The organism is Herbaspirillum sp. 1173 (assembly GCF_031455335.1).
Classification (GTDB): domain Bacteria; phylum Pseudomonadota; class Gammaproteobacteria; order Burkholderiales; family Burkholderiaceae_D; genus Herbaspirillum; species Herbaspirillum huttiense.
On the sequence record NZ_JAVDSP010000001.1, the window covers coordinates 1,327,176 to 1,349,058 of the forward strand.

At 57.2% G+C, this 21,883-nt stretch carries 14 protein-coding genes and 2 pseudogenes; 9 read left to right on the forward strand and 7 right to left on the reverse strand.

Annotation, left to right across the window (positions count from 1 at the left end; all coding sequences use genetic code 11):
- Positions 1-28: 28 nt before the first annotated feature.
- The 6 genes from J2X56_RS05985 to J2X56_RS06010 all read right to left on the reverse strand — a co-directional run bounded on the left by J2X56_RS05985 (position 29) and on the right by J2X56_RS06010 (position 5,905).
- Positions 29-517 carry an Hcp family type VI secretion system effector gene (locus J2X56_RS05985; RefSeq protein WP_310158871.1) on the reverse strand — a complete coding sequence of 163 codons (489 nt, stop codon included), beginning with the start codon at positions 515-517 and terminating at the stop codon, positions 29-31.
- A 515-nt stretch (positions 518-1,032) separates the two neighbouring features.
- Entirely contained in the window at positions 1,033-2,139 is a 1,107-nt protein-coding gene (locus tag J2X56_RS05990; protein WP_310158874.1) for an ATP-binding protein, read from the reverse strand.
- Between the two features lie 741 nt (positions 2,140-2,880).
- Complete coding sequence (locus tag J2X56_RS05995) at positions 2,881-3,582, reverse strand: response regulator transcription factor (protein WP_310158876.1); 702 nt, start codon at positions 3,580-3,582, stop codon at positions 2,881-2,883.
- An 85-nt stretch (positions 3,583-3,667) separates the two neighbouring features.
- The gene (locus tag J2X56_RS06000) at positions 3,668-4,942 is read right to left on the reverse strand and encodes a hypothetical protein (RefSeq protein ID WP_310158878.1); all 1,275 of its coding nucleotides are present in this window, start codon (positions 4,940-4,942) and stop codon (positions 3,668-3,670) included.
- Positions 4,943-5,091: 149 nt separating this feature from the next.
- Positions 5,092-5,580, reverse strand: coding sequence for an Hcp family type VI secretion system effector (locus J2X56_RS06005; RefSeq protein ID WP_310158880.1), 489 nt, complete (start codon positions 5,578-5,580; stop codon positions 5,092-5,094).
- 115 nt (positions 5,581-5,695) lie between these two features.
- Positions 5,696-5,905: a hypothetical protein gene (locus J2X56_RS06010; protein WP_310158882.1), complete on the reverse strand. Its 210-nt coding sequence runs from the start codon at positions 5,903-5,905 to the stop codon at positions 5,696-5,698.
- A 146-nt stretch (positions 5,906-6,051) separates the two neighbouring features.
- Here J2X56_RS06010 and J2X56_RS06015 point away from each other — a divergent pair.
- Positions 6,052-7,047: pseudogene (locus tag J2X56_RS06015) on the forward strand (serine hydrolase domain-containing protein); the annotation flags it as partial.
- Positions 7,048-7,314: 267 nt separating this feature from the next.
- Here J2X56_RS06015 and J2X56_RS06020 read toward each other — a convergent pair.
- Positions 7,315-7,799: pseudogene (locus J2X56_RS06020) on the reverse strand (transposase); the annotation flags it as partial.
- A gap of 850 nt (positions 7,800-8,649) precedes the next feature.
- Here J2X56_RS06020 and J2X56_RS06025 point away from each other — a divergent pair.
- The 8 genes from J2X56_RS06025 (at position 8,650) to J2X56_RS06060 (ending at position 21,832) form a co-directional block, all read left to right on the forward strand.
- On the forward strand, positions 8,650-9,711 hold the full coding sequence (locus tag J2X56_RS06025; protein ID WP_310158884.1) for a hypothetical protein: 1,062 nt from the start codon (positions 8,650-8,652) through the stop codon (positions 9,709-9,711).
- Between the two features lie 143 nt (positions 9,712-9,854).
- Positions 9,855-10,097 carry a hypothetical protein gene (locus tag J2X56_RS06030; RefSeq protein WP_310158885.1) on the forward strand — a complete coding sequence of 81 codons (243 nt, stop codon included), beginning with the start codon at positions 9,855-9,857 and terminating at the stop codon, positions 10,095-10,097.
- A 292-nt stretch (positions 10,098-10,389) separates the two neighbouring features.
- A complete protein-coding gene (locus tag J2X56_RS06035) occupies positions 10,390-11,058 on the forward strand; it encodes a hypothetical protein (RefSeq protein WP_310158887.1) in 669 nt (222 codons plus the stop codon).
- A gap of 824 nt (positions 11,059-11,882) precedes the next feature.
- Positions 11,883-13,436, forward strand: a complete 1,554-nt coding sequence (locus J2X56_RS06040) for a glycosyltransferase family 39 protein (RefSeq protein WP_310158890.1) — start codon at positions 11,883-11,885, stop codon at positions 13,434-13,436.
- Between the two features lie 272 nt (positions 13,437-13,708).
- A complete protein-coding gene (locus J2X56_RS06045; RefSeq protein WP_310158892.1) occupies positions 13,709-16,489 on the forward strand; it encodes a pitrilysin family protein in 2,781 nt (926 codons plus the stop codon).
- Positions 16,490-16,787: 298 nt separating this feature from the next.
- Complete coding sequence (locus J2X56_RS06050; protein WP_310158896.1) at positions 16,788-17,117, forward strand: hypothetical protein; 330 nt, start codon at positions 16,788-16,790, stop codon at positions 17,115-17,117.
- A gap of 854 nt (positions 17,118-17,971) precedes the next feature.
- The gene (locus tag J2X56_RS06055) at positions 17,972-21,226 is read left to right on the forward strand and encodes an autotransporter domain-containing protein (RefSeq protein WP_310158899.1); all 3,255 of its coding nucleotides are present in this window, start codon (positions 17,972-17,974) and stop codon (positions 21,224-21,226) included.
- 150 nt (positions 21,227-21,376) lie between these two features.
- Positions 21,377-21,832 (forward strand): DUF4440 domain-containing protein, encoded by a 456-nt coding sequence (locus J2X56_RS06060; RefSeq protein ID WP_310158901.1) that lies wholly within the window; start codon positions 21,377-21,379, stop codon positions 21,830-21,832.
- Positions 21,833-21,883: the final 51 nt, after the last annotated feature.

Below are 21,883 nucleotides of genomic sequence, written 5' to 3' on the forward strand. Positions count from 1 at the left end.
GCGGTGTCCGGCAGGTCCGGCGGAAGGGTCAGGCCTTCGGTGCCAGCCAGGAGTCTTCGGATTCGATGCCGTCCGGATCGAAGGTCCAGGAGATCTTCTCGTAGGTGAAGGCGATGTCTTCCATGTGGCCCATCTGCTGGTTGGACGGGGTCAGGCAGTTCGGGGTCCAGGCCTTGATGTTGGTCAGGATCGCGTTCGACAGCTTGACGGTGTAGTACTTTTCTTCCGTGCCCTTCGGCGAGATGCGGTAGTACTCCAGGGTCACGTTCTTCATCTGTTCACCCGAGGTCAGCGCCTGGAACAGCTTCGGCGAGGACTTGTCGATTTCCTTGGTCAGCGACATCGGCAGGTGCACGCGCTTGCCGGTCGGCAGGCCGGTCTGCGGGCTCTTAGGGATTTCGATGGTGTGGTTGACGGCTTGCACGAGGATCTTGCCTTCGTGGCCTTTGACTTTGGTGGAGCCTTCGATCTTGCCTTGGTTTTGGCCTTCGAGGATCAGGTAGCAGGGCATTGGCATGATAATTTCCTTTCAGTGAGCGGTGCGCGCGGCGGCGCATCAGTACGCGTTGAACAACGAGGGTTGGTTGGCGGCGCCGGTGTCTCCGTCGCCTTGCCCAGTCCGCGGTGTGCTGTGTGGCCTGTGCATGTAACGTATTCTGGGCGCCGCGCGTTACCGGACCGCTTCAGGAAACCGCGCCCAGGTTACGGTTGCAACATGCGCCTGACCCCGCTCCGGGGCCGCATTGCTGTCATGGAAGAGTGCGAGCACTGTACAAAGGCGCCCGGCCGGCGACAATCGCTGAAATCAGTGAGTAGACGCACTGACAAGTACCGCAGACAGCGGCATCTCCACCGCCACGGGTTGACCGTGCCCAGACCTTAGTGAAAGGCAAAGAAACGAAAAGAAAGGGATGGCAGGCCTGAGAGGACCTGAAGGCCTAAGAGGCTTACAAGGACTAACAGGACTGGAAGGACGAAAGGGGACTGACGAGAAAAAGGAGGCCGGCCGGCGCGCACTGTGCCGGCGAGCGCTTACAAATCCTTCAGGATCACGGTCACGGTCGTCGCGCCCGGCGCGGAGGCGATGTCGAGCGTGCCGCCCAGCCGCCCCACCCGCGCGCGCATGCTGCGCAGCCCGGTGCCTTCACGGCCGGCCATGTCCGGCGGGAAGCCCGCGCCGTTGTCACGGACGGTCAGGCGCAACTCGCCCTGCCGGTGCCACATGTCGATCTCCAACCGGCTGGCGCGGCTATGACGGAACACATTGGTCAGCGCCTCTTGCAGCACGCGCATCAGCTCCAGGCTGGACGCGGGAGGCAAGGCGCAGGTGTCGATGCCATCCAGATGCCAGGCGCAGTCGATGTCGCCGGCCTCGAACTGGCGCGTGAGCCGGTGGCGGAACGGCGACAACTGGCTCTCCAGCGTGGTGGCGCCATATTGCTGGTTGGTCGGCGAATCGATGATGATGCGCAGGTCGTCGCGCAATTCCTTGAGCACGCCCAGGAAACGCGCCGCTGGCATGTCCTGCGGCGTGCGCTCCAGCGTCACGATACTGGAGACCAGCGTGCCGCCGAGGCCGTCGTGCAGGTCGTGCGCCAGATTGAGCCGGGCCGCCAGGCGTGTGTTGGCAATTTCCAGTTCGTGCTGGCGCTGCAAGGTCTGGGTCAGCTCGCCGCGCGCCTGCTCGATGCCCAGCTTCAGTTCGGTGTTGAAGCGCTCGATGCGCCGCAGGTTGGTCACGAACTGCCAGCCCAGGATCAGCGCCATGCAGACCATCTCCACCAGCACCGACAAGGGGCTGAGGTAGAGATTGTCATTGAGGATGCCGACGAACAGCAGCGTGTCATGGATGGCGGCGGCCACCGCCAGCGCCAGGAACAGCGCCAGGATGCGCTGGTCGATGCGGCCGCGCCGTACGGCGAACACGGTGAAGGCCAGCGACACGGCGATGTAATGCAGCGTCTGCACGGTGGACAGCGCAACGCGCAGGGTCGCCAGCGACTCGCCCCGCGTCACGCACAGCGCCGCGCAAGCCAGCGCAATGCAGGCCCAGACGACGCGCTCGTAACGCGGCCAGTGACGCCCGGAAAAGCGCAGCACGAACAAGGTGAACGCGCCATTGAACACCATCAGGCACATCGTGTTGACCGCTTCCCAGGCATCGGACCCGGAAAAGGGCCAGGGGGCTATAGGCGATCTGGTTATAGGTGCAGCCCCACCAGGCCAGCGACATCAGCGCAAACCAGCCGTTGACCGCCGCCTGCCGCCGCATCAGCCACATCGCCAGGAAGAAGCAGCCGATCGAGAACACCACCGCCAGGCAGTACCACTGCGAACTCACGCGGAGCCAGTGCGCGCGGTCGAAGAGCGGCATCACCGCCGCCGGCGCGCCCACCAGCACCTCGCCCAGACCTGCCTGGTAGCGCGCCTGGCCGGACACGCGGATGTCGACCACATTGTCGCCATCGCGCAGCAAGGCGGCCGGCAGAAGGAAATAGCGGGGAATGTTCCAGGCACGCGACAAGGGTTCGGTCAGCTGGCTGTCGCGCGCGAGCAGGTTGCCGTTGAGATACACCACGCCGGCCATATTGAGGTAATCGAACATCAGGGCCGCCGGTTGCTGGCGGTCGCGCTGTTGCCAGTGCACGCGATACCAGACCACGCCGTCAAAGCCCGGCCAGCGCGCCGACCACATGTCGGGCAGGCTGACCGCCTGCCAGCCTTGGGCGGGCGGCTGGTCGCGTTCGATGCCGCCGTCGCCCTGCGCCTCCAGCGCCTCGGCGCGGACCACCTCCACCCGCACGACCGCCAGCGCTTGCGCGGAGGCCGGCTGGGCGTGCGCCGGCCACGCCGCCATCAGGGCAGCGAACAGCAGGAAGATCAGGACAGAAAGCCCAGCGCGTGCGCCTCGTAGACGGCTTGCGTGCGCGATCGCACCGCCAGTTTCTTGTAGACGTTTCTGATATGGCATTCGACTGTGAACCTGGAAAGTGACAGCACCCCGGCGATCTCGCGATTGGTGAGCCCGCGCGACACGAGCTGAATGATCTCCGTTTCGCGCGGACTTAGCAAATCCTGCGGCGGCTGCACCGCAGGCGCGGCCGGGCTGTCCGGCACACGCTCGGCGATCAGCTCCAGGATGCGCCGCGCCACGAAGGGATCGATGGGCGCGCCGCCGCGCAGCGCGCTGCGGATCGAGAGCGCCCCTTCGACGTCCTCGCGCTCCTTGAGCACATACCCGGTCGCGCCGGCCTGCAAGGCTTCGACGATCACGCGCTCGGTGTTCCAGGTCGAGATCACCAGCACCGGCAAGGCCTGGTCATGCTGGTGAATGCGGCGGATCAGGCCGATGCCGTTGCCATCCGGCAAGCCGACGTCGACCAGCACCATGGCAAACGGACACTCGGCCAGCAAGGCTGTCGCTCGCGCGATGGTGTCGGCGAAGGTCAGCGCTTCCTCGGTGTAGCCCAGCGACAGCAACACGCCGCGCAGGCGCATCTGCGCCAGCGGTTCGTCTTCGACCACCAGCAGCGGGCTGGGCAAGACGGATTCTTCTGGAGTTATGGAGGGGACGGGATTCATGGTCAGGGCCTCGGATCGGGTGAAGTGTAACGCATCGCCTCGGGGCGGCGCGGCGGTGACTGCCGCTCCCGGACGGTCAAGCGCATCATGAGGAAAAGGAAAAGATGGCGCGCAGCGTGAACTGGGTCAGCGCGATGCCTTGCGCCTGTTGACGCAACACGCCGCCTTGCAGGATCGGACCGCCTGACGTGACATAAGTGACGGCGGCCGCCAGACCGCGATCGAGCGCGCTGTCGATCCCCTGCGCGGCCAGATTTCCGCTGGTGGCCCACATGGCGCGGCGGGCCGAGGTCAGGGTCCAGACGGTGCGGCCACTGGCCAGCGACACGGACAAGGTGGCATGGCGCGCGCGCACGGATTGACCACCGAAACCATCCGCCATCACCATTTCGCCGAACACGCGCAGGCCGCAGTCATGCCCCAGATCGACGCCGTAGTCGGCCGTCAGCGACGCCGCGTCCATGGCGCGCGCGCCCGCGCGGCCCTGCGCCAGATGCGCCACATCGCCGGCCAAGCGCCAGCCGGGCGCGGCCGGCATGTCCTTCACTTCCCAGGCCAGCCCGGCCGAGCGCAGGCCGGGGGTCTTGCCCAGGCCGCTGTCGTCAGTGTCGGCGCGCACCTGCGGATGGTCGCGTCGCCAGGTGTCGCGCAGCACGCCATGATCCCGCTTGAAGGCGATCGCGGTCAATGCGCCCTGCCCCCATTCGCCCTGCCATTGCTGCCGTGCTCCCGCGCCCAGCGCGCCCTGGTATTGGTAGTCGGCGGAAAAACCGGAATAGATGCCATCCATGCGATGCCATCCCTCGCCCACGCCGGCATCGAACTTGCCGGCGAACACCGTCTGATCGCCGGTCGGGCCGTCCGGCCGCCAGGCCAGGAACAGATTCAGCAATTGCCCGTCGATATCGCGCAAGGCGCGATTGCGGTCACCCGGCGCGAAACTCCTGACCTGGCTCAGCGCGTACAGGCCCAGCGAGGGCGTGAGCTTGAATTCCAGCGCGTGCTGGATGATGGGGTCAAGATAGTTCAGCCGCGAAAACGGCAGTTGCCCGCCATCGGCCGACAGGTGCGACAGGTGCGACAGATGGCTGTTTTCCAGCACCGCCAGCATGGCCCAGCTCAGGCGCGGCGCGTCAGCGGCGGGCGGTGCATCAGCGGCGGGCACCACATCGGCCTGGCCGGCGCTCTGCCCCGTGATGGCGGACTTGCCCAGCCGCTGCGCACCGGGGTCGATGAACAGCTCGCCCGGATTGTCGGCGCGCGCGGCGGTCAGGCCGATCCCGTCATGCAGGACGATGACGGCGCTCAATGCGTAGAGGAAATGGCAAAGGCGGGCCGGGCGGCCTGCGGGCTTGGGCATGGTGGTTTCGCGTGTTCGGATCGAGGCCGATGATACCGGCGTATGGCAAATTGACCATCGCCAGAATCAGTGAGCGCCCGCTGTAACACCACGAAAAAAAACCGGCCCCGCCAAGGCGGGAGCCGGTTGTCAGCGCATGCGGCGACGGATCAGGCCTTCGGGGCAAGCCAGGAGTCCTCGGCTTCGATGCCGTCCGGGTCGAAGGTCCAGGAGATCTTCTCGTAAGTGAAGGCGATATCTTCCATGTGGCCCATCTGACGATTTTCCGGGGTCAGGCAGTTCGGGGTCCAGGCCTTGATGTTGGTCAGGATCGCGTTCGACAGCTTGACGGTGTAATACTTTTCTTCGGTGCCCTTGGGCGAGATGCGGTAGTACTCCAGGGTCACATTCTTCATCTGTTCGCCCGAGGTCAGCGCCTGGAACAGCTTCGGCGATGCCTTGTCGATTTCCTTGGTCAGGGTCATCGGCAGGTGGACGCGCTTGCCGGTCGGCAGGCCGGTCTGCGGGCTCTTGGGGATTTCCACGCTGTGGTCCACAGCTTGCACGAGAATCTTGCCTTCGTGGCCTTTGACTTTGGTGGAGCCTTCGATCTTGCCTTGGTTTTGGCCTTCGAGGATCAGGTAGCAGGGCATTGGCATGATAGTTTCCTTTCGGTGAAGTGGTATGTGAGCAATCAGTCTGTGCGCAGCGCCTTGTGTTCTGTGTGGCCTGTGCATGTGAGACATTCTGGGCCGCGTCGGTTACGGCTTTCCTTCAGAAAACACCTGTTTGTATTACAGATGAAATAAAGTGCAGAAATAATGGCGGGAAATCAGCGCCAACACCGCCGCCATCGGGGATGCCGGCGCGACTCACTGATTTCAGCGATTGCCCGCCGGCATGCCTGCTTTGATACTCACGTCGATTCCGCTCCCATGCCATGGTCATGGGATCCTGACCACCCTTGCGAAAGCGCCCTGCCATGCCCTTCCCTCCTTCTGGTTCGCCTGCCCCGTCCGTGTTGACCGAGTTGACCGGCCTGCCCGCCTCCCGTCCGCGTCGCGCGCGCGCCCACGGCGGTGTCCGGCGTGCCGATCCCGGCCGGCCAGATCGCCGCCGCCGTCGACAAGGTGGACGGCCTGGCGCGCGCGCTCATGGCGTCGTCCGGCATTCCGGGTATGGCCGTGGCGGTGGTGGCCGATGGCAAGCTGGTCTTCGCCAAGGGCTATGGCGTACGCAGCGTGCTGACGCAGGCGCCGGTGGATGCCGACACCGTGTTCCAGCTCGCCTCGCTGTCCAAGCCGATCGGCGCCACCGTGGTGGCGCGCCAGGTCGGGCGCGGCGTGGTGCAATGGGAGACGCCGGTGAGCCGCTGGTTGCCCGGCTTCCGACTGGCCGATCCCTTCGTGACGACGCACGTCACCGTCGGCGACCTGTATGCGCATCGCTCCGGCCTGCCGGATCATGCGGGTGACTATCTGGAGCAGATGGGCTATCGCGGCGACGACATGCTCAAGCGCCTGCGCTACTTCCCGCTGGCGCCGTTCCGCATCAGTTATGCCTATACCAACTTCGGCCTGACCGCCGGTGCGCAGGCCGTGGCGCGCGCCAGCTACACCGATTGGGCCACCCTGTCCGACACCGCGCTGTACCAGCCACTGGGCATGCGCGCCACCAGTTCGCGCTACGCCGACTTCCTCAAGCGCGCCGACCGCGCCACCGCGCACATCAAGACGGCGCGCGGGTTCGAAGTCACGCCCGACTATCCGGCCGACGCCCAGTCGCCGGCGGGCGGCGTGACATCGAGCGTCAATGACATGGCGCGCTGGATGCAGATGGTGCTGGCGCAAGGCTGCGTGGATGGCCAGCCGCTGATCGACGCCAAGGCCCTGCTGCCGGCGCTGACGCCGCAGATCGTCTCCGGCGCGCCGCACACGCCCGAGGCGCGCAGCGGCTTCTATGGTTATGGTTTCAACGTCTCGGACTCCGCCGCCGGTCGCGTGGTGCTGGGGCATTCGGGCGGTTTCCGTGGCAATGCCACGGCCTTCAGCCTGCTGCCCTCGGCGCAGGTCGGCATCATCACCCTGACCAACGCGCAACCGATGGGCGTGCCGGAAATCCTCAATGCGGAATTCCTCGATCTGGTGCAGTTCGGCCAGGTCGCGCAAGACTGGAACCGTCTCTACACCGAGGCGGTAGCGCCGATGGCAGAGGCGCAAGGCGCGCTGGCCGGCAAGACGCCACCCGCCGATGCCCGCCCGCCACAGGCGCTGTCGCGTTATACGGGTCATTACGACAGCCCGCTCTGGGGCCGCGCGGATGTCACGCTGGTCGGCGGCCAATTGCAACTGGCGCTGGGTCCCTACGCCATCCGCGCGCCGCTGAGCCATTGGGATGGCGTGAATGCGTCGATAGCCGTAACGCCCATACTGGCTGGCCAGTTCGATGATGGCTCCAGTCAGCGGTGCCTCATCGGCGCGTGGCTGGGCAGCATAACGAACCGAGGAACGGGAGAGATGGAGCGCCCGGCAGATACGCCGTTCAGCGTGACCCAAGCTCATTCTGACATGGGCCACGGCCTGGCGGCGACGTGCCGGGCTCAGAAGTTTCCCCGGCTGACCTCGCGCAGTATCTGGTTATCGATGACAGCATCCGACAGCGCTCGGCGCAAGCGTGCATTCTCTTGTTCCAGTTCCTTCAGTCGCTTGGCCTGGTCAATCTTCAGGCCGCCATACTCCTTGCGCCAGCGGAAGTAGGTTTGCTCCGTCACGCCAAGTTGGCGGCTGATTTCGGCCACCGTTTTGCCTTGCGCTGACATGACTTCTGCCTCGCGCAACTTGTGGATGATGTCTTCGGATGTGAATCGCTTCTTGGGCATGGTCTGACTCTCCTTTTCAATAGCATATGAAATTTCAAGTCGGACCAGTTTTTTCAGGTCAGGTCACGATCAAGGCTCAGTCACGGCCAAAGGCAGAGAGCCACAGAAATGCTTCTAAGTTGGGGAGCATTGCGCCATCTTCTTCTGAAAAGCCTTCAGATGTCCTTTTACCAGATATTCTGCAAATATCGGCCCTAAAGTAGCATCCATATTCTATAAAGCGGAGCCCCTTCCAAACAACTGGCTACTGTTCACGAATACAGCAGTGCTGACTCTGTCTTGGAGCGTGGCCGTTGAAGAACGACTTCAGACAGCTAGGGGGATACCGTCATTCACGACTGACCAATATCAGCTATTTACCGCAGATGCCGATAGTGGTTTTCAGGCGCGAGCCGATGGCGGTTTTGGGATAAGAATCACTGGGATATTTGTGCGAATACTGATCAGGCAGAAAGAGTGGCTGGTTTGAGATGCGGATACCCAGCCGATTTGAAGTGAGAACGGGTGGCCGGTTTGCCAGGAGAATAGCCTGTCGATTTAGCGAGAATACTCAGTCGAGTCCAGTCTGCTGCATCTTTTACCTGTCGGTTATGCTTCCGAATTGGATCGGAGAGAGATGCGAGGGTTGTGACTCGGACTTATGGGCTAGGTAAGGAACAGGTTAAGCTTAACGCTTACCGGTTGGGCTGCTTGTTCTTCGCTACCAAAGAAATCCATCGGCGCTGGAGAGCATGACCAAACGCGCTGCAGATCTACCCATGGCCCACTGAACGGGCTGATGCATTGAGAGGATCGGCCCCGGGGTGCTGGCCAGCGAGAAAAACCAGACTGATGGGAGGCATGGCCAACTATGAAGCTCAAGAGGGAGGCAAAAACCTTAAAGGTTAAGGCTATTGCATCGTTAAAACGTGGCCTAGAAGCCTTCAACAGTCATGACGATGATGGAAGAGTCGAAGCAGTTCTGCTCATGCTTCAACACGCCAGCGAAATGTTGATTAAGGCGCTATTGGTTCAAAAGGGATTGGACGTATTTGATAAGCAAAAAGGTATGTCGATCGGTATCGAGAAAGGTTTGAATCTTGCCGTCGCTCAGGGCTGGCTTAAAGCAGAACAGGCAGGGTCGATTCGCGTAATTGACGCGATGCGAGATCAAGCACAACACTGGATGATCGTTGTTCCTGAAGATGCTCTATACATCAATGCTAGAGCACTAATTACAACATTGGATGAACTACTTGCAGAGCATTTTCTTGACACGCTTGCGGATAATCTACCATTGCGAGTCCTCCCACTTTCTACCCAGCCGTTCCCAGACTTCGTAATGCTTGTGAACCGTGAGTACGGACAAATTCGTGAGTTGCTGGCACCTGGGAGAAGAGCTCGCGATGAAGCAAGAGGCCGAATCACGACGCTACTGTCCATGGAGGCACACGTCAGCGACGAGGTGGCTGTTTCAAAGCGAGACTTAGACCGTATCGAAGAGGCTATCAAGGCGGGCACTCAAATAGAACAGGTATTTCCGCGCTTATTGACTCTGGCGTCAAAGGTTGAGGGTGAAGGTCCGACAATCCGAGTTCGCATAACCAAGTCTTTGGATGCTCCCGCAATTCGCTACGTATCGGGCGATGACCCACAAGCTGCGGCTGCCATTCGTGAAGTAGATCTTCAAAAGAAATATCACTGGAGTCCGAGCGCACTCGCAGCCAAACTTAAATTATCCTCGAACAAAGCGAAAGCGGTACGAGATTTCCTTAAAATTGATGCCGATCCGGCAAACGTGATGGTCTTCGAGTTTCAATCACAAAGACATCCTCGATATTCGGATAATGCACTGCGTTTGATGCAAGAGGCTATTACGCCGGAGTTGGTTGATCAAGCATGGAGAGAGCGTACAGCGGGCCGACGTGGCTGAGATAATGCACGCACATTCCCTGCTGAACCAGTACGTCGACGGTGCTCACCTCAAGATAGGCGACTAGCGTCTAATGGATTGAAAGGAAAACTGGTTTTCTAGCCCCGTACTGACCGATAGTCAGAATTACTGGAGTCATTGAAATGGTATTGACTGTTACAGACCTCAAAGAAACCGCTTCCCGTAGCAGCGGCGGCATGGTGCTCGACGCAAGCAAGTACACTCCGACCGATTTGAAAGAAATCGCATCGCGGGCCAAGGGGAAAGGCTCTCGTATCTACCTGACTAATGTGGGTAGATGCACGCCCGCCGATTTGAAGGAGATTGCATCTCGCGGCGAGGTGATTGGATCTCAGTCAAGAAATCAATTTATCGTCAAGGATTAGCGGCGCTTTCGACCAGCGAATGCCCGCAGGATTTAACCACGTGACAGCGTCTGCATCAGAGGCCTGCGAGTAGCGACTTCGAAAGTCATGGCCCGATTTTCAGAAGCTGATGCTCTAGTTCCCATCGGTCATTGCACGAAACTGACTATTGGTCTCAGCGCGGCCAGCTCCTTGACCAACGGCATATGGGAAAGTGTAAACAGCTAAGCGAGAAAATAGCCTTTGTTTACAAAATACTTTCAAAAATATGCATTTTTCAAGTTTAGGAGGCCTAGAGGTAGCAGAAAGTCACTTGTTCACTCTCGTTGACATTCCTTCTAACTATGCGGAAGAGGATAATCTTGCAAAAGGCCATTTGCTGTTGATCAGTAACGATGCCAATCTGGACGAATTTCAGAGAAAGTGCGATCAGATTACCGCTCGCATCAAAGATAAGAACGATTACATAAGCTTTGAGGAGCTAATCGGGATTTTTCCTGATGTGCACAACTATTTGCTGATCCTGCATGCCGATAAGAATCCCGAGATTAGCGGCGACACCTTGCAGAAATTGCTGCCGTATATATCGGCCGGTGAGGTCGCTAGCAGTAAGAAGTTCATTTACGCAATCAAAGACAGAAGCAGTCTGACACCAGTCCTATTCAGCGACTCCAGAATTCACGAGAAGATGAATAAATTCGTCGGCCGCCAGACGTATATAGACTGTTCTGAAATCTCGCTGGAAGCGATTAAGTCCTGCCTACAGGGCAAGAGTAAGGTGGCACTCAGCTGCGCGGATGGCAACGAACTAGTGCCGATCTTTGAGGACAGGCAGATGCTTTCCACCGGGCTGAATATTCTGCTCGGCGAGCGCTCATCCGGCAAGACCTACACCTTGGAGAAAATCAAGGAGGGAATCGAGAACCCCAAGTACATTGCGCAATTCTCGCTGGTTCAGCAGGATTCATTGACTCGTCACTGATCCTCCCCCAACGATCAACACCGCGAATTACGTGCCACTCTTCAAACCGCTCACTGCCAGCCAATCTAAATACGCGGCCACAGGACATAGTCGCGAAAGCGCCGGTGTTTTGTAAGTCGTGCCTTTCAGGCTTCGGTCTGTTTTTGTTCGAGGCAACTGTACGGTCAGTCAAAGCGGAAAACGCCATATTTCGTGACCACGATATATATCAGATCGTGGCTGTGACCTGCGTCTGTGGTCTAAACATGGGTCAACTTAGGATACAAATTTCCTGAGAAAAGTGGGTCAGATTTAAATGCAATTCAACAAAAAAGGTCCGCTTCGCATTTTTGCGAGAGCGCCGCGATGAAATTCTGCAATCCGAAGAGAAAACAAATTCGATGGCCATCATGTACTCGCCTGACCTGCTATCTATGCACTGCTGATCATTCTCAACGGGCGTTTGAAAATCAAACTCCATCACAGATAGCATAAGCGTCAAACACCATTCCCCGCGTAGAAATTTTTTGCTATTCAAAAATAATTTTTGATAGGTCCCGATGATTTTGTTGCAATTAAGTTAATTTAATATGCAAAATATGAAAATTATTGTAAATATTTTGTAATAATTCCATGGTAAAATATTAAAAATAAAACCAATTAATTTTGTCGGGATAAAAGACGCTCGCTAGAGCGGGGGCTGGATTTAGTTTTAGCTTGAGTTTGATCGGAGCATGAAATTTCTCCTGACCTCTTACTCGTCAGTTCGCCTGCAATTCTGCCCAACAGAATCGCGGCAGCGTTAGTGCCGAAGCTTCAAAAATACTTACTGTCTCAGGGGAAACGTGCAACAACAATTAGAAACTTACCGGGGAGTTGCCGAGGCTAATTCGACTGCTACTTACGATGCGACATTGATTAGGCACAAGCGATTTTTATGCTGCTACATATTTGTATATGTAATCGCATGGACCAGCTTGACATTCTCAGCAAATTCTACGGTTCCCGGCGGAGATGCCATCGAAGCATTTAATTGGGCGACGAACTTAGATTGGGGTACGCCGCGCAGTGGATGGGCAATTGGACTTTCTATGTATCCAGCCCTTTTTTTCGAGAGCGTTACAGCGCGAAGCTTCTATTGGTACTTCGCACACTTCTGTGGAGTGGGCATTGGCGTCTGGGGCGTTTGGGCTCTCACGTTTCGGCTCACGCATTCCCAAGGGCTAGCATGGCTGGCGGTCTTGCTATTGCACTTGACCGCGATTATCAATACTGACGCACAAAATCAGAACGACAACTTTCTACTCATAATGACGTGGCCGTGGATGTTCTATTTTTTCATCCGCGCAGGCTTTGACGATCATCGATTTTGGCTTGCCTTCGCAGGTATTTCTGGTGTGGCGACGATGGCGAAATACTCCTCGCTTGCTTTCGTAGGAAGTGTTTTTCTGCTAACCCTGGCGAGTCCAAAATTAAGAAGTAGCTGGCGAAGCCAGTGGTTTTATTTGGCCATTGCGTGCTTCATTGCAATGGTTATACCCAATGTGGTTTGGCTTTGGGAGCATGAGTTCGTTGCAATAAATTGGTTTGTAAGTGACGCTCACAGGGGCCTTGCGTTCTCCACGATCGAGAGCGCTTTGATGGTATTCACAAATGCGTGGCTGCCATACTTGGTCTTTCGGCTTATGCGCGTGCCTTTCCGTTGGCCTGTTCTTGCAGTACAGCGTTGCGCTATCCTGTGTATGTTGCTGCCATTAATCCCAATAACGCTCTATCTCGTTTTTTTCCCCACGCAGAATCCCAGCCGCATCACGGAATGGCTGATTCCGTTCAGCATTTTAGCTCCGCCGCTCTTAATGACATGTGTTTCGAATATCCCGATGACTTTGGTGCGAAGGGCATCAATTGTTCTAGTCATAGCTGGCGCTATTGTGTTCATAGGGTACGCTATCGCCAAACTCTTTAACGTAGGAAACACATACTATTCTGGACATGGTGAAGCGGTAATCAGTGCCCAAGGACAGGACTTATGGAAAGCTAGATATAGCACCAAGCTGCGATATGTTGGAGGTTCAGCAGTGGCCGGAGTCGCTACATTCTATGCTAGCGATCTCCCCGCCATTTTGATGCAATGGTCTTCCGCCACCCAGCCTAATATTTTTACTCGCGATCTAAGTTTAGAAAAAGTTAGTAAATATGGTGCATTGCTCTTTGGGGAGCCAGGAGAGCCGTGTCGCGTAGCAGACTTCACCAAGACATTGGCCAACTGGCCAGGTATGCGTATCGATATTCTGACTGAACTCCCCTTCGCCTATTCGCCATCTGCTGCTATGCAACCAATATGCCTGGCTTTTGTGGCACCTGGGGCGCAGCTTATAAGCAGTAATATCACGGACTGATCGTGCAACAATTTTTCAGAGTTACGACTAGCCGCCCACAGCTCCGAAAGCAGATGAGATGACTGAGATACACATGTCGGGCAACTGATGCGGTCAAAGTTGTTCGCATGCTCTTGCCAATCGCCAGTGATGTGGGTGCCATACTGAAATGTTGCAAGCGATGCCGATGAGAACATTACTCCCTCCGAGCTGCGAGGCCGCGCTGGTGGTCTTTACATCGCATCGCGCTTTCCAATAGCAACTACTACCTTTCCATTTTTTAGGAGAATCGCGTGTCTCTTTCCAAGAGCTGTAGCCTTGTAGTTGTCCTATTGCTGAACTTGGCGTCGTTCTCGCTAAGTTTTAGGCTGGCACCAGCACAGGCTCAGCCAGCTATCCCCACTGACATACATGCCTTACCAATAGGTATCACTGCTGGCCCCGTCACCGAGGGGATCAGCGAGTACCGATTCTCTAACGGCTTCAGGCTATTGCTGCTGCCCGACGCCTCTCAACCAACTGTGACCACGAATATCTCCTACTTGGTCGGCTCGCGCCATGAAAATTACGGTGAGACCGGCATGGCTCATCTGCTGGAACACCTGCTGTTCAAGGGTACAACGCGCCATCCAACCATTACCCAGGAATTCAGCCGCCGCGGAATGACGTTCAATGCCGTCACTTGGGTCGACAGCACGAACTATCATGAGACCTTCGCCGCGAGCGACGATAACCTTCGTTGGGTCATCGATATGGAGGCCGATCGGATGATCAACTCGCGCATCTCGAGGAAAGACCTTGACACGGAAATGACCGTAGTGCGCAACGAGTTTGAAAATGGTGAAAATTCACCTGACCAAGTCATGCTAAAGCGCATACAAGGAGCAGCTCTCGATTGGCACGCTTATGGACGGCCTACTATCGGCAACCGCAGTGACATTGAGAACGTGACGATCAACAACCTGAAGGCGTTTTATAAGACCTACTATCAACCGGACAACGCGGTACTGGTCATTGCGGGAAAGTTCGATCCTGTCAAGGTACTCGGCTGGGTTAACCTTAGTTTCGGCAAGATATCGAAGCCCTCCCGCAAGCTGCCAGTTTTTTGGACTGTCGAACCGACCCAGGATGGTGAGCGACAGTTCTTCATCCGTCGACAAGGGGATGTGCAACTAGTATCAGTGGCCTATCGAATTGCACCCCAGTTGCATCCGGACGCGAAGGTGCTTGAACTCGCAGGAGCTATATTGACCAACCCCGTCGATGGACGCCTGCAAAAGTGCCTAGTAGAAACTGGACTTGCGGCGACTGTAGTACAGCAAGAACTGGGGGCTGTGGCACCCGGTCTCCAAATCATTACTGCGACGGTCAAAAAGGGCGGCGATCTCGAAACCGTGAAACGCAAGTTGATTGCAGGGGTCGAGTCCTTGGTAGTACAGCCGCCCACAGAAGAGGAATTAGCCCGCACCAAACTTACGCAGATCAATCTGTATGAGCGACTGGAGAGCAATCCCCAGATGATGGCGATGGCGCTTAACGAATCCATTTTGCTCGGCGATTGGCGTCAACTTTTCGCGCAACGCGATCAGATCGCGACGATAAGTGTCGAGCAAATTGTCGCTGCAGCCGCTAAATACTACCGTCGCGACAATCGAACCGTCGGCATGTTCATTCCAGAAGAAAGTCCGCAGCGTACCGAGGTCCCAGCGGCTCTGACGATGACCCAAATTTTGGCGCACTACCAGCCGCACGCCTCGCTGAAGCGAGGCGAAAACTTCGATACCTCACCGGCTAATATCGAAAAACGTACCCAGGTCTTTCAGCCGATGAAAGGGCAGAATACTCCTTTGAAGATAGCCCTGTTACCCAAGAAGACCAGTGGCGGCGTAGTGTCGGTGGGCCTAGCCTTAGACTTCGGCAACGCAAGTAGTCTTTTCGGCAAGCAGGCCTTGAACAAGATGACAATGCTCATGCTGCAACATGGAACCACCACCATGACCCGCCAGCAATTCGCCGAAAATTGGCAGCGCCTGAAGATGAGCGGCGATTTGCTACTATTCCAGACCACTGGCGACAACTTGATTCCGGCGCTACAACTGATGGGAGACGCGTTGCGACATCCGCGCTTTGACGAGGATGAGTTCACGCAGATGCGCAATGAACTTCTGGTCTCTTTGGAGGCATCGCGCGGCGATCCGCAATTTATAGCCAACGAAGCGTTAGCGCTCCATTTCAACGCTTATCCTTCTGGCGATGTCCGCTCTGCCATGTCGCTCGATGAGCAAATAGCTCAGGTAAAGAACGTTAGCCTAGAGCAGATCCGTCAGTTCTACCTCCACTACTATGGCGTGGCGAACGGCCGACTGGTCATTGTCGGAGAATTCGATCCCGCAGCAGCCATTCACGCCCTGAACCAAAGTTTCGCAAATTGGACGAGCCCTGCGCCTTATGATCGGATCATTTCCACCTGGCACGACATCGCTCCGATCCACAGGATCATTGATACCCCAGATAAGGAAAACGGGGTGTTCATGGCACGCCAAAATGTGCGACTTCGCGATACCGACGAAGACTATGCAGCGATGCAAGCAGTCAATTACCTCGTTGGCGGCTCTTCCAAGACGCGCCTCAACGACCGATTGCGTCAGCGGGATGGGTTGTCCTATACAGTCCTGTCCGTCTTAAATACGGATGATTTTTCCGACGACGCCAATTTTTCGGTCATGGCCATCGCCGCTCCACAGAACCTAGAAAGGGTGGAAGCAGGCGTGCGCGAGGAACTGACACGGCTCCTTAAGGATGGCTTCACCGTGGAAGAATTGGAACGCGCCAAGTCAGGCATCCTATTGATGCGACAGCAAAGCCGCGCCGACGATCTGGGCTTGGTCGCGCAATGGCAAAATCTGCTGGACCGCAGCCTTACACCAGAGTGGATGCGCAACCGGGATGCCAGCGTCTCAGCCCTCACGTTGGAACAAGTTAATGCTGCGGCCCGCAAGCATCTCGATCCGAGCAAACTGAGTGTAATCATCGCCCGCGACTCCACTAAGGCCAAGACAGTTGGGACAAAGTGAGGCACCAGGCGCGAAAAGATGTACTTGCTTCCTATCGGAGTTCGGTCGCCGTCACACGCACTCAATACCATGGAATGCAAAAATAGGCTTGCTTAGCCGAGCAAAGTATCCATTACCTCCGATGAAGTGCGTCTTTTACGTTGTTGCAAGCAACCTTATCTGGAGGGGGCGATGGGAAACTTGTCTATTATCGCTGCAGGGTTCTTCTTAAACAGGATCACAAATCAGTCGAAGAAGAAAGGGCCGCTCTCGATATCCAAACTTTCACAAACATGTGATTAGATTTTAAGGCCTCCAAATGTCGACGGAATATTTGAAAGAGATTGTAGGACGCCATTTTCTGATAATCCTAAAAATCGCTACGAAAGCGGCGGACGGAGAAGTTTTCGGCGACCTCGTTAGAAAACAAGTTAGAAAATGCTTGATCGAGATGCATGCTGCAGGTGCCGAGCCAGAAGATATCAGAGACATCTTCGGCAACTTAGAGAGTTGCGCGCAGATTGCCTCCCTAGTCTTGGAGCCAAAATTCTTGCCGCTTTTAAAAATGGTAAGACTACATGTTGAATTTCTACTTTTCATTGAGGAAAACGATAGCTCGAACAGCGATGTAAAAAAGCATATTGGATAGAAATTTAAAGATCTCTGAAATACCACCAGGGCGCGCAGAGAATGCGATGGGAAATAGTGCTTTCTAGCAAAAATCCTTAACCGCAATGGACCAGTGACCCGCGACGACTTGTCAGCGATCGGAACGGGTGCAGTTCCTTTCCTTGAACGAGTGAACAGGCCGAGACATAGTCCGATCCCGTCCCTATCAACTTCCAATCAACGAGGCAAATACATACGCGCGATGACGCAGACATCAATATCTACGGAACTATCATGGTAATCCTGACGACCTTCCCAGGGCCTGACGAACGCTGAAACCTGATTATTAATCCCCTTTATGTGCACAGGTGGCGAAGTTCGGAAAGGCGTTCTGTAATGCTGATTGCGCGACGATTTCGAGCGAGCGTAACCTGCACAAAAATGAACCGGTGATTACTTCAAAGATTAAGCCCTCCTCCCTCATCACTTGATCTCAGATCCCGAGAGGTGCGGCATACAGTTTTGAATCCTGCACACGACGTAATAAGGAAGTAGCCGGAATTGTGACTGCAGGACAATCATCGCGACTGTTGCAAAAATACGCTCAGCAGTATTTGCCTGCGGCCAATAAGTCGGACTACAGACAAGACGCGCGGCAATCTGTGTAATCGAGGGCGTAAACAGCCCCATTTTCCTGCTCTGCCATTTTGCTCGTCCCTGTATAGTGACGTCTTAACAAAAACACGCAAAGCGTAAAGATACGCGCCGAAAGTCAGGACTGCCGGGGGGGCATCAGGGGCTAGCATGAAGAATTTCGTATTAAAGGCCGTCGCTGCAGCGGCGATGTTGGCCTGCGCGCAGACTCAGGCGCAAACATTTGAATCACACACAATCTTGGACAGCAATCGGGTGCCGATCTTCGAGGCCCGCTTCTACGGGCCTGCTGACGGTGCCTTCTTCAAAGAGGGCAAAGAGTTCAAATCCTCGCCGTTTGCACTCTCGGACATGTTCAAGCAGCAGACCCTGGCGGGGCTTCGACAGTGGGCCAACTATATTAAGGTGATCCCCGGCACGTCCCCGGCGGTGATCAATATCGGCAGCGAGCCCAGCAACAACAACGCCCATGCCGACAGTGAGCCGGTGCCGGGCCTGATCATTGCGCCGAGCCAGGTGCAGGCCGCGCTGCAGAACCTGCAGGCGGGGCAGTTGACCCTGGGTGCGCACGGCTTCGTGGCGATTGGCGACCTGCCGGTGAGCACGAATGCCTACATTCCTTCCCAGTTGCCGCGCAATGTCACTGGTTGGGATTTGCCGGCGGTCGTCTTTCACGAGATCGGGCATGCGCTGGGCATCGGTGCCTCCATCGGTAATCCGGCCCCGTCCTCCGGTACGTCCCCGGCCTCCGGTTTTGAAAAATATCGATTCGACGACAATATCAATCAGTGGACTTCGCACCTGCGCGACGACAACGGCAAGGCGGCCCTGCCCGGCCAGGTGATCTGGTGCATGACATGCAGCAACGTGGCCGGCGCCGATGTGTTCGACCTCAGCAAGAACTCAGGGTATTTCATCGGTCCGAATGTGGCTCAGGTGCTGGCCGGCTCCGGCATGCGCGGCATACCACTCAGTACCGGCACCGCGACCGACGCCGATCCGCCCTTCATGTCGCACGTGGAGCTCAAGAACAGCCTGATGAGCCATCAGAGCTATCGCAACTACACCACCTTCATGGAAGCCGAGCTGGCGATCCTGCAAGACCTGGGCTATGACATCGACCGTCGCAATTTCTTCGGGCGTTCCGTCTACGCCGACGGGCAGGTGATCCTCAACGACGACGGCTTTTTCCAGCGCAATGCAGAGGGTAGTGCCTACCTGCCCAATACCTATAACTTGGCTACGCTGGGCCTGGGTCTGCACGTCTATGGTAGCGGCAATACCATCTATCAGCGCGCTGACCTGCTCTCAGCCGGCGCAGGTGGCGCCGGCATGCGTATCGATGGCGCCGGCAACAATATCATCATCCTGCCCGGTACTCGGGTCTATGCCGATGGCGCCTATGGTCGCGGCGTGATGTTCACCTATGGCAAGGATCACACGTTCACCCAGCGCGGTGACGTGCAGGCTCTGGGCGAGGACGGCATCGCAGTGAGCTTCGATTTCGGCAACAATATTCTGGGCAATGACAGTGACTACCGCGGCTCCTACATCTATCGAGGATCGCAGACCACAGGCGCCCTGCTGGCGGAGCTGGATGGTCCGCTGGTCAGTCGCTTCGACCTGACCGGTCGCCTGGCTGGCCGCACTGCCGCCATCTATATTTCCAGCAACGCTTATGTGGGCCAGATCAACGTCATGCGCGGTGCTTCGCTGCAGGGAGATATCCGTTCCGACTATGCAGAACTCGACGGCAGTTTGCCACGCCTGACCACCCTGAGTTTTGGTTACCTGCCGGACGCCGATGGGCGCGCCACCGCCTCAGCCGACCCTGGCTTTGCATTGCGCTATGACGGCAACATCGTAGGTATCAACAATCTGTCGCTGGCCTTCGAGGGCGGCACTACCCTCCTCACCGGCGAGCATCAGATCTACCAGGTCAATATCGCCCAGGGCGCCCTGCTGGGCGGCAGCAGCCGTTATACCTTGAATTCCGCCGGCCTGTTCACCAACCATGGCACGCTGGCCCCCACGCTGGGGAGCAGTATCACGGTGGTCGGCAACTACGAGCAGGGCGCCGACGGCCGACTGCAGACCAGCGTAGATGGTAGTGGCAATATCAGTTCCCTGGTCGTCAGCGGCAACGCGGCGCTGGATGGCAGCCTGACCATCGCGCCGCAACGCAGCTGGTACGCGAACCGTTTCGCACTTACCAGCAATCAGTGGCTGCAGGCTGGCAGCATCACCGGCGCGTTTGCGTCGGCCAGTGCCCTGCTGGCCTCGCCGACATTGGTGGCCGGCGTCACTGCGACTGGCGGCCTGAGCTATACCGTCTCGGTGCAGCGCCGCGATGAGGCCTATTCGCGCTATGCCAACGATGACTTGACGCGCCAGGTTGCCCGTGCGCTCGATGTGGTAGCCGGCAATGCAAGGGGCGACCTGCGTTCGCTGGTGGCCGCTCTAGACTTTTCAGCGGCCGACGGTAGCGCCATCGCGCCGGCGTTGCGGCAGCTCTCGCCGGTGGCTTATGGCGAAATGTTTTCGGGCGCCTTACTGCGCGAGCGGCACATCGGTGATCTGTTGGCCGCCCGCGCACCGGTCGTAACGATGCTGGACGGACAGGTGCAGGCCGGCAGCGACTGGACGGCCTTCGCCATGCCTTTCGGTAGTGGCTACTGGCGCGACCGATCCGAGCGTGCCGTGGGGGCGAATGGCAATACCTATGGCGTGGTGTTGGGGGTGGAGCGCAGCGGTCTGTCCATGGATGGCTGGACGGTGGGCCTGCATGGCGCGGTCAGTGGGCAGTCGACCCGGGTCGATGGCCGCACGCCGGCGTCGGGCGAGACATCGGCGCTGGACGTAGGAGCACACGTGACCTATGCCGCCGATCCCCTGGCCGGGCCCCATATCTTCGCCCAGGCCCGCGTGGGCGTGGAAGACGGGCGCCTGGAACGCAAGATCAGTTTCAACGGATATCAAAGCGCACCGCGTGGCACCTGGACTGGCACCGTCGCCAGCGCCACGCTGGGTGGTGGCTGGCGCTGGCGCATTGCCGAGGGCAGCAGCGCCGGGCCGCTGGCCGGTCTCGACTATATGGTGCTGTCGCGGCCCGCGATCACGGAAAACAATACGGATGGGCCGGGCCTGCAACTGGACAGCAATTCCTTCCGTTCCATGCGTGCACGCCTGGGGGGCGAATGGCGCAGCGACTTGGCACTGGCCTCGGGGCGGCAGGTCCGTGCCAATTTGCGTGCTGGCGTCAGTCGCGACATGCTGGCGCGCACGACCACGCAGACGGCGCGCCTGGCGGGTTATCCCGACGTCGCATTTGCGGCAAGCAGTGAAGTGATCCAGCGCGACAGCCTGGACCTGCAGGCCGGCGCCGCCTACCGGGTACGGCAGGACATGGTGGTCGACGCATCCTTGTCCAGCACGCTCTGGCGCGGCGGTGATGCGGAGCTGACGGCGGCCATCTCTGTCAACTGGCGTTTCTGATCCCCGCATACTGCAGGCCGCGCGATGGTTGAGCTTTTTGCGATTGTGCTTAAGATTGCGCAGGCAATTTTTTGCGAATTGCCATGCGGTCTTGTCCTATTAAGCTTTGCTATAGTTCAAAATAATTTCAACAACAAAAAGGAGTAAGATATGAAATACGCTACTCAAGTTGCATCGCTAGTTCTTCTTTTTGCATCAGCAAACGTGTATGCCAAGTCAGAGGTATGTCACGGTACGTCCGAAAAACAAGTTGCGTCTTTGTTTGACCGGTGGAATGCTTCGCTTCAAACTGGTGACCCAAAGAAAGTCGTCGCCAACTATGCTCCGAAATCTATCCTATTACCTACGGTTTCCAACAAACCGCGCTTTACGGCGGTAGAGAAGGAAGACTATTTCGAGCATTTCCTTCATCATAAGCCAGTGGGAAAGATCGATAGCCGATCTATCGAAATCGACTGCAATAGCGCGATCGACGCAGGGCTGTACACGTTCAAATTTGACGACGGTTCTGAGGTGAAGGCGCGATACACGTTCACATATAGATGGACCGGGAAGAAGTGGCTTATTTCTAGTCACCATTCCTCGGCTATGCCGGAGAAGCCCTGAGTTCAATCTGGTAATCTTCCGGAAATTAGGCGGCTTTGAAATAGAATTTTC

What these genes read in the sequence shown, in the direction of transcription:
- J2X56_RS05985 (WP_310158871.1), bottom strand. Translation starts at nt 517, where the DNA reads ATGCCAATGCCCTGCTACCTGATCCTCGAAGGCCAAAACCAAGGCAAG.
- J2X56_RS05990 (WP_310158874.1), bottom strand. Translation starts at nt 2,139, where the DNA reads ATGTGCCTGATGGTGTTCAATGGCGCGTTCACCTTGTTCGTGCTGCGC.
- J2X56_RS05995 (WP_310158876.1), bottom strand. Translation starts at nt 3,582, where the DNA reads ATGAATCCCGTCCCCTCCATAACTCCAGAAGAATCCGTCTTGCCCAGC.
- J2X56_RS06000 (WP_310158878.1), bottom strand. Translation starts at nt 4,942, where the DNA reads ATGCCCAAGCCCGCAGGCCGCCCGGCCCGCCTTTGCCATTTCCTCTAC.
- J2X56_RS06005 (WP_310158880.1), bottom strand. Translation starts at nt 5,580, where the DNA reads ATGCCAATGCCCTGCTACCTGATCCTCGAAGGCCAAAACCAAGGCAAG.
- J2X56_RS06010 (WP_310158882.1), bottom strand. Translation starts at nt 5,905, where the DNA reads ATGGCAGGGCGCTTTCGCAAGGGTGGTCAGGATCCCATGACCATGGCA.
- J2X56_RS06025 (WP_310158884.1), top strand. Translation starts at nt 8,650, where the DNA reads ATGAAGCTCAAGAGGGAGGCAAAAACCTTAAAGGTTAAGGCTATTGCA.
- J2X56_RS06030 (WP_310158885.1), top strand. Translation starts at nt 9,855, where the DNA reads ATGGTATTGACTGTTACAGACCTCAAAGAAACCGCTTCCCGTAGCAGC.
- J2X56_RS06050 (WP_310158896.1), top strand. Translation starts at nt 16,788, where the DNA reads ATGTCGACGGAATATTTGAAAGAGATTGTAGGACGCCATTTTCTGATA.
- J2X56_RS06060 (WP_310158901.1), top strand. Translation starts at nt 21,377, where the DNA reads ATGAAATACGCTACTCAAGTTGCATCGCTAGTTCTTCTTTTTGCATCA.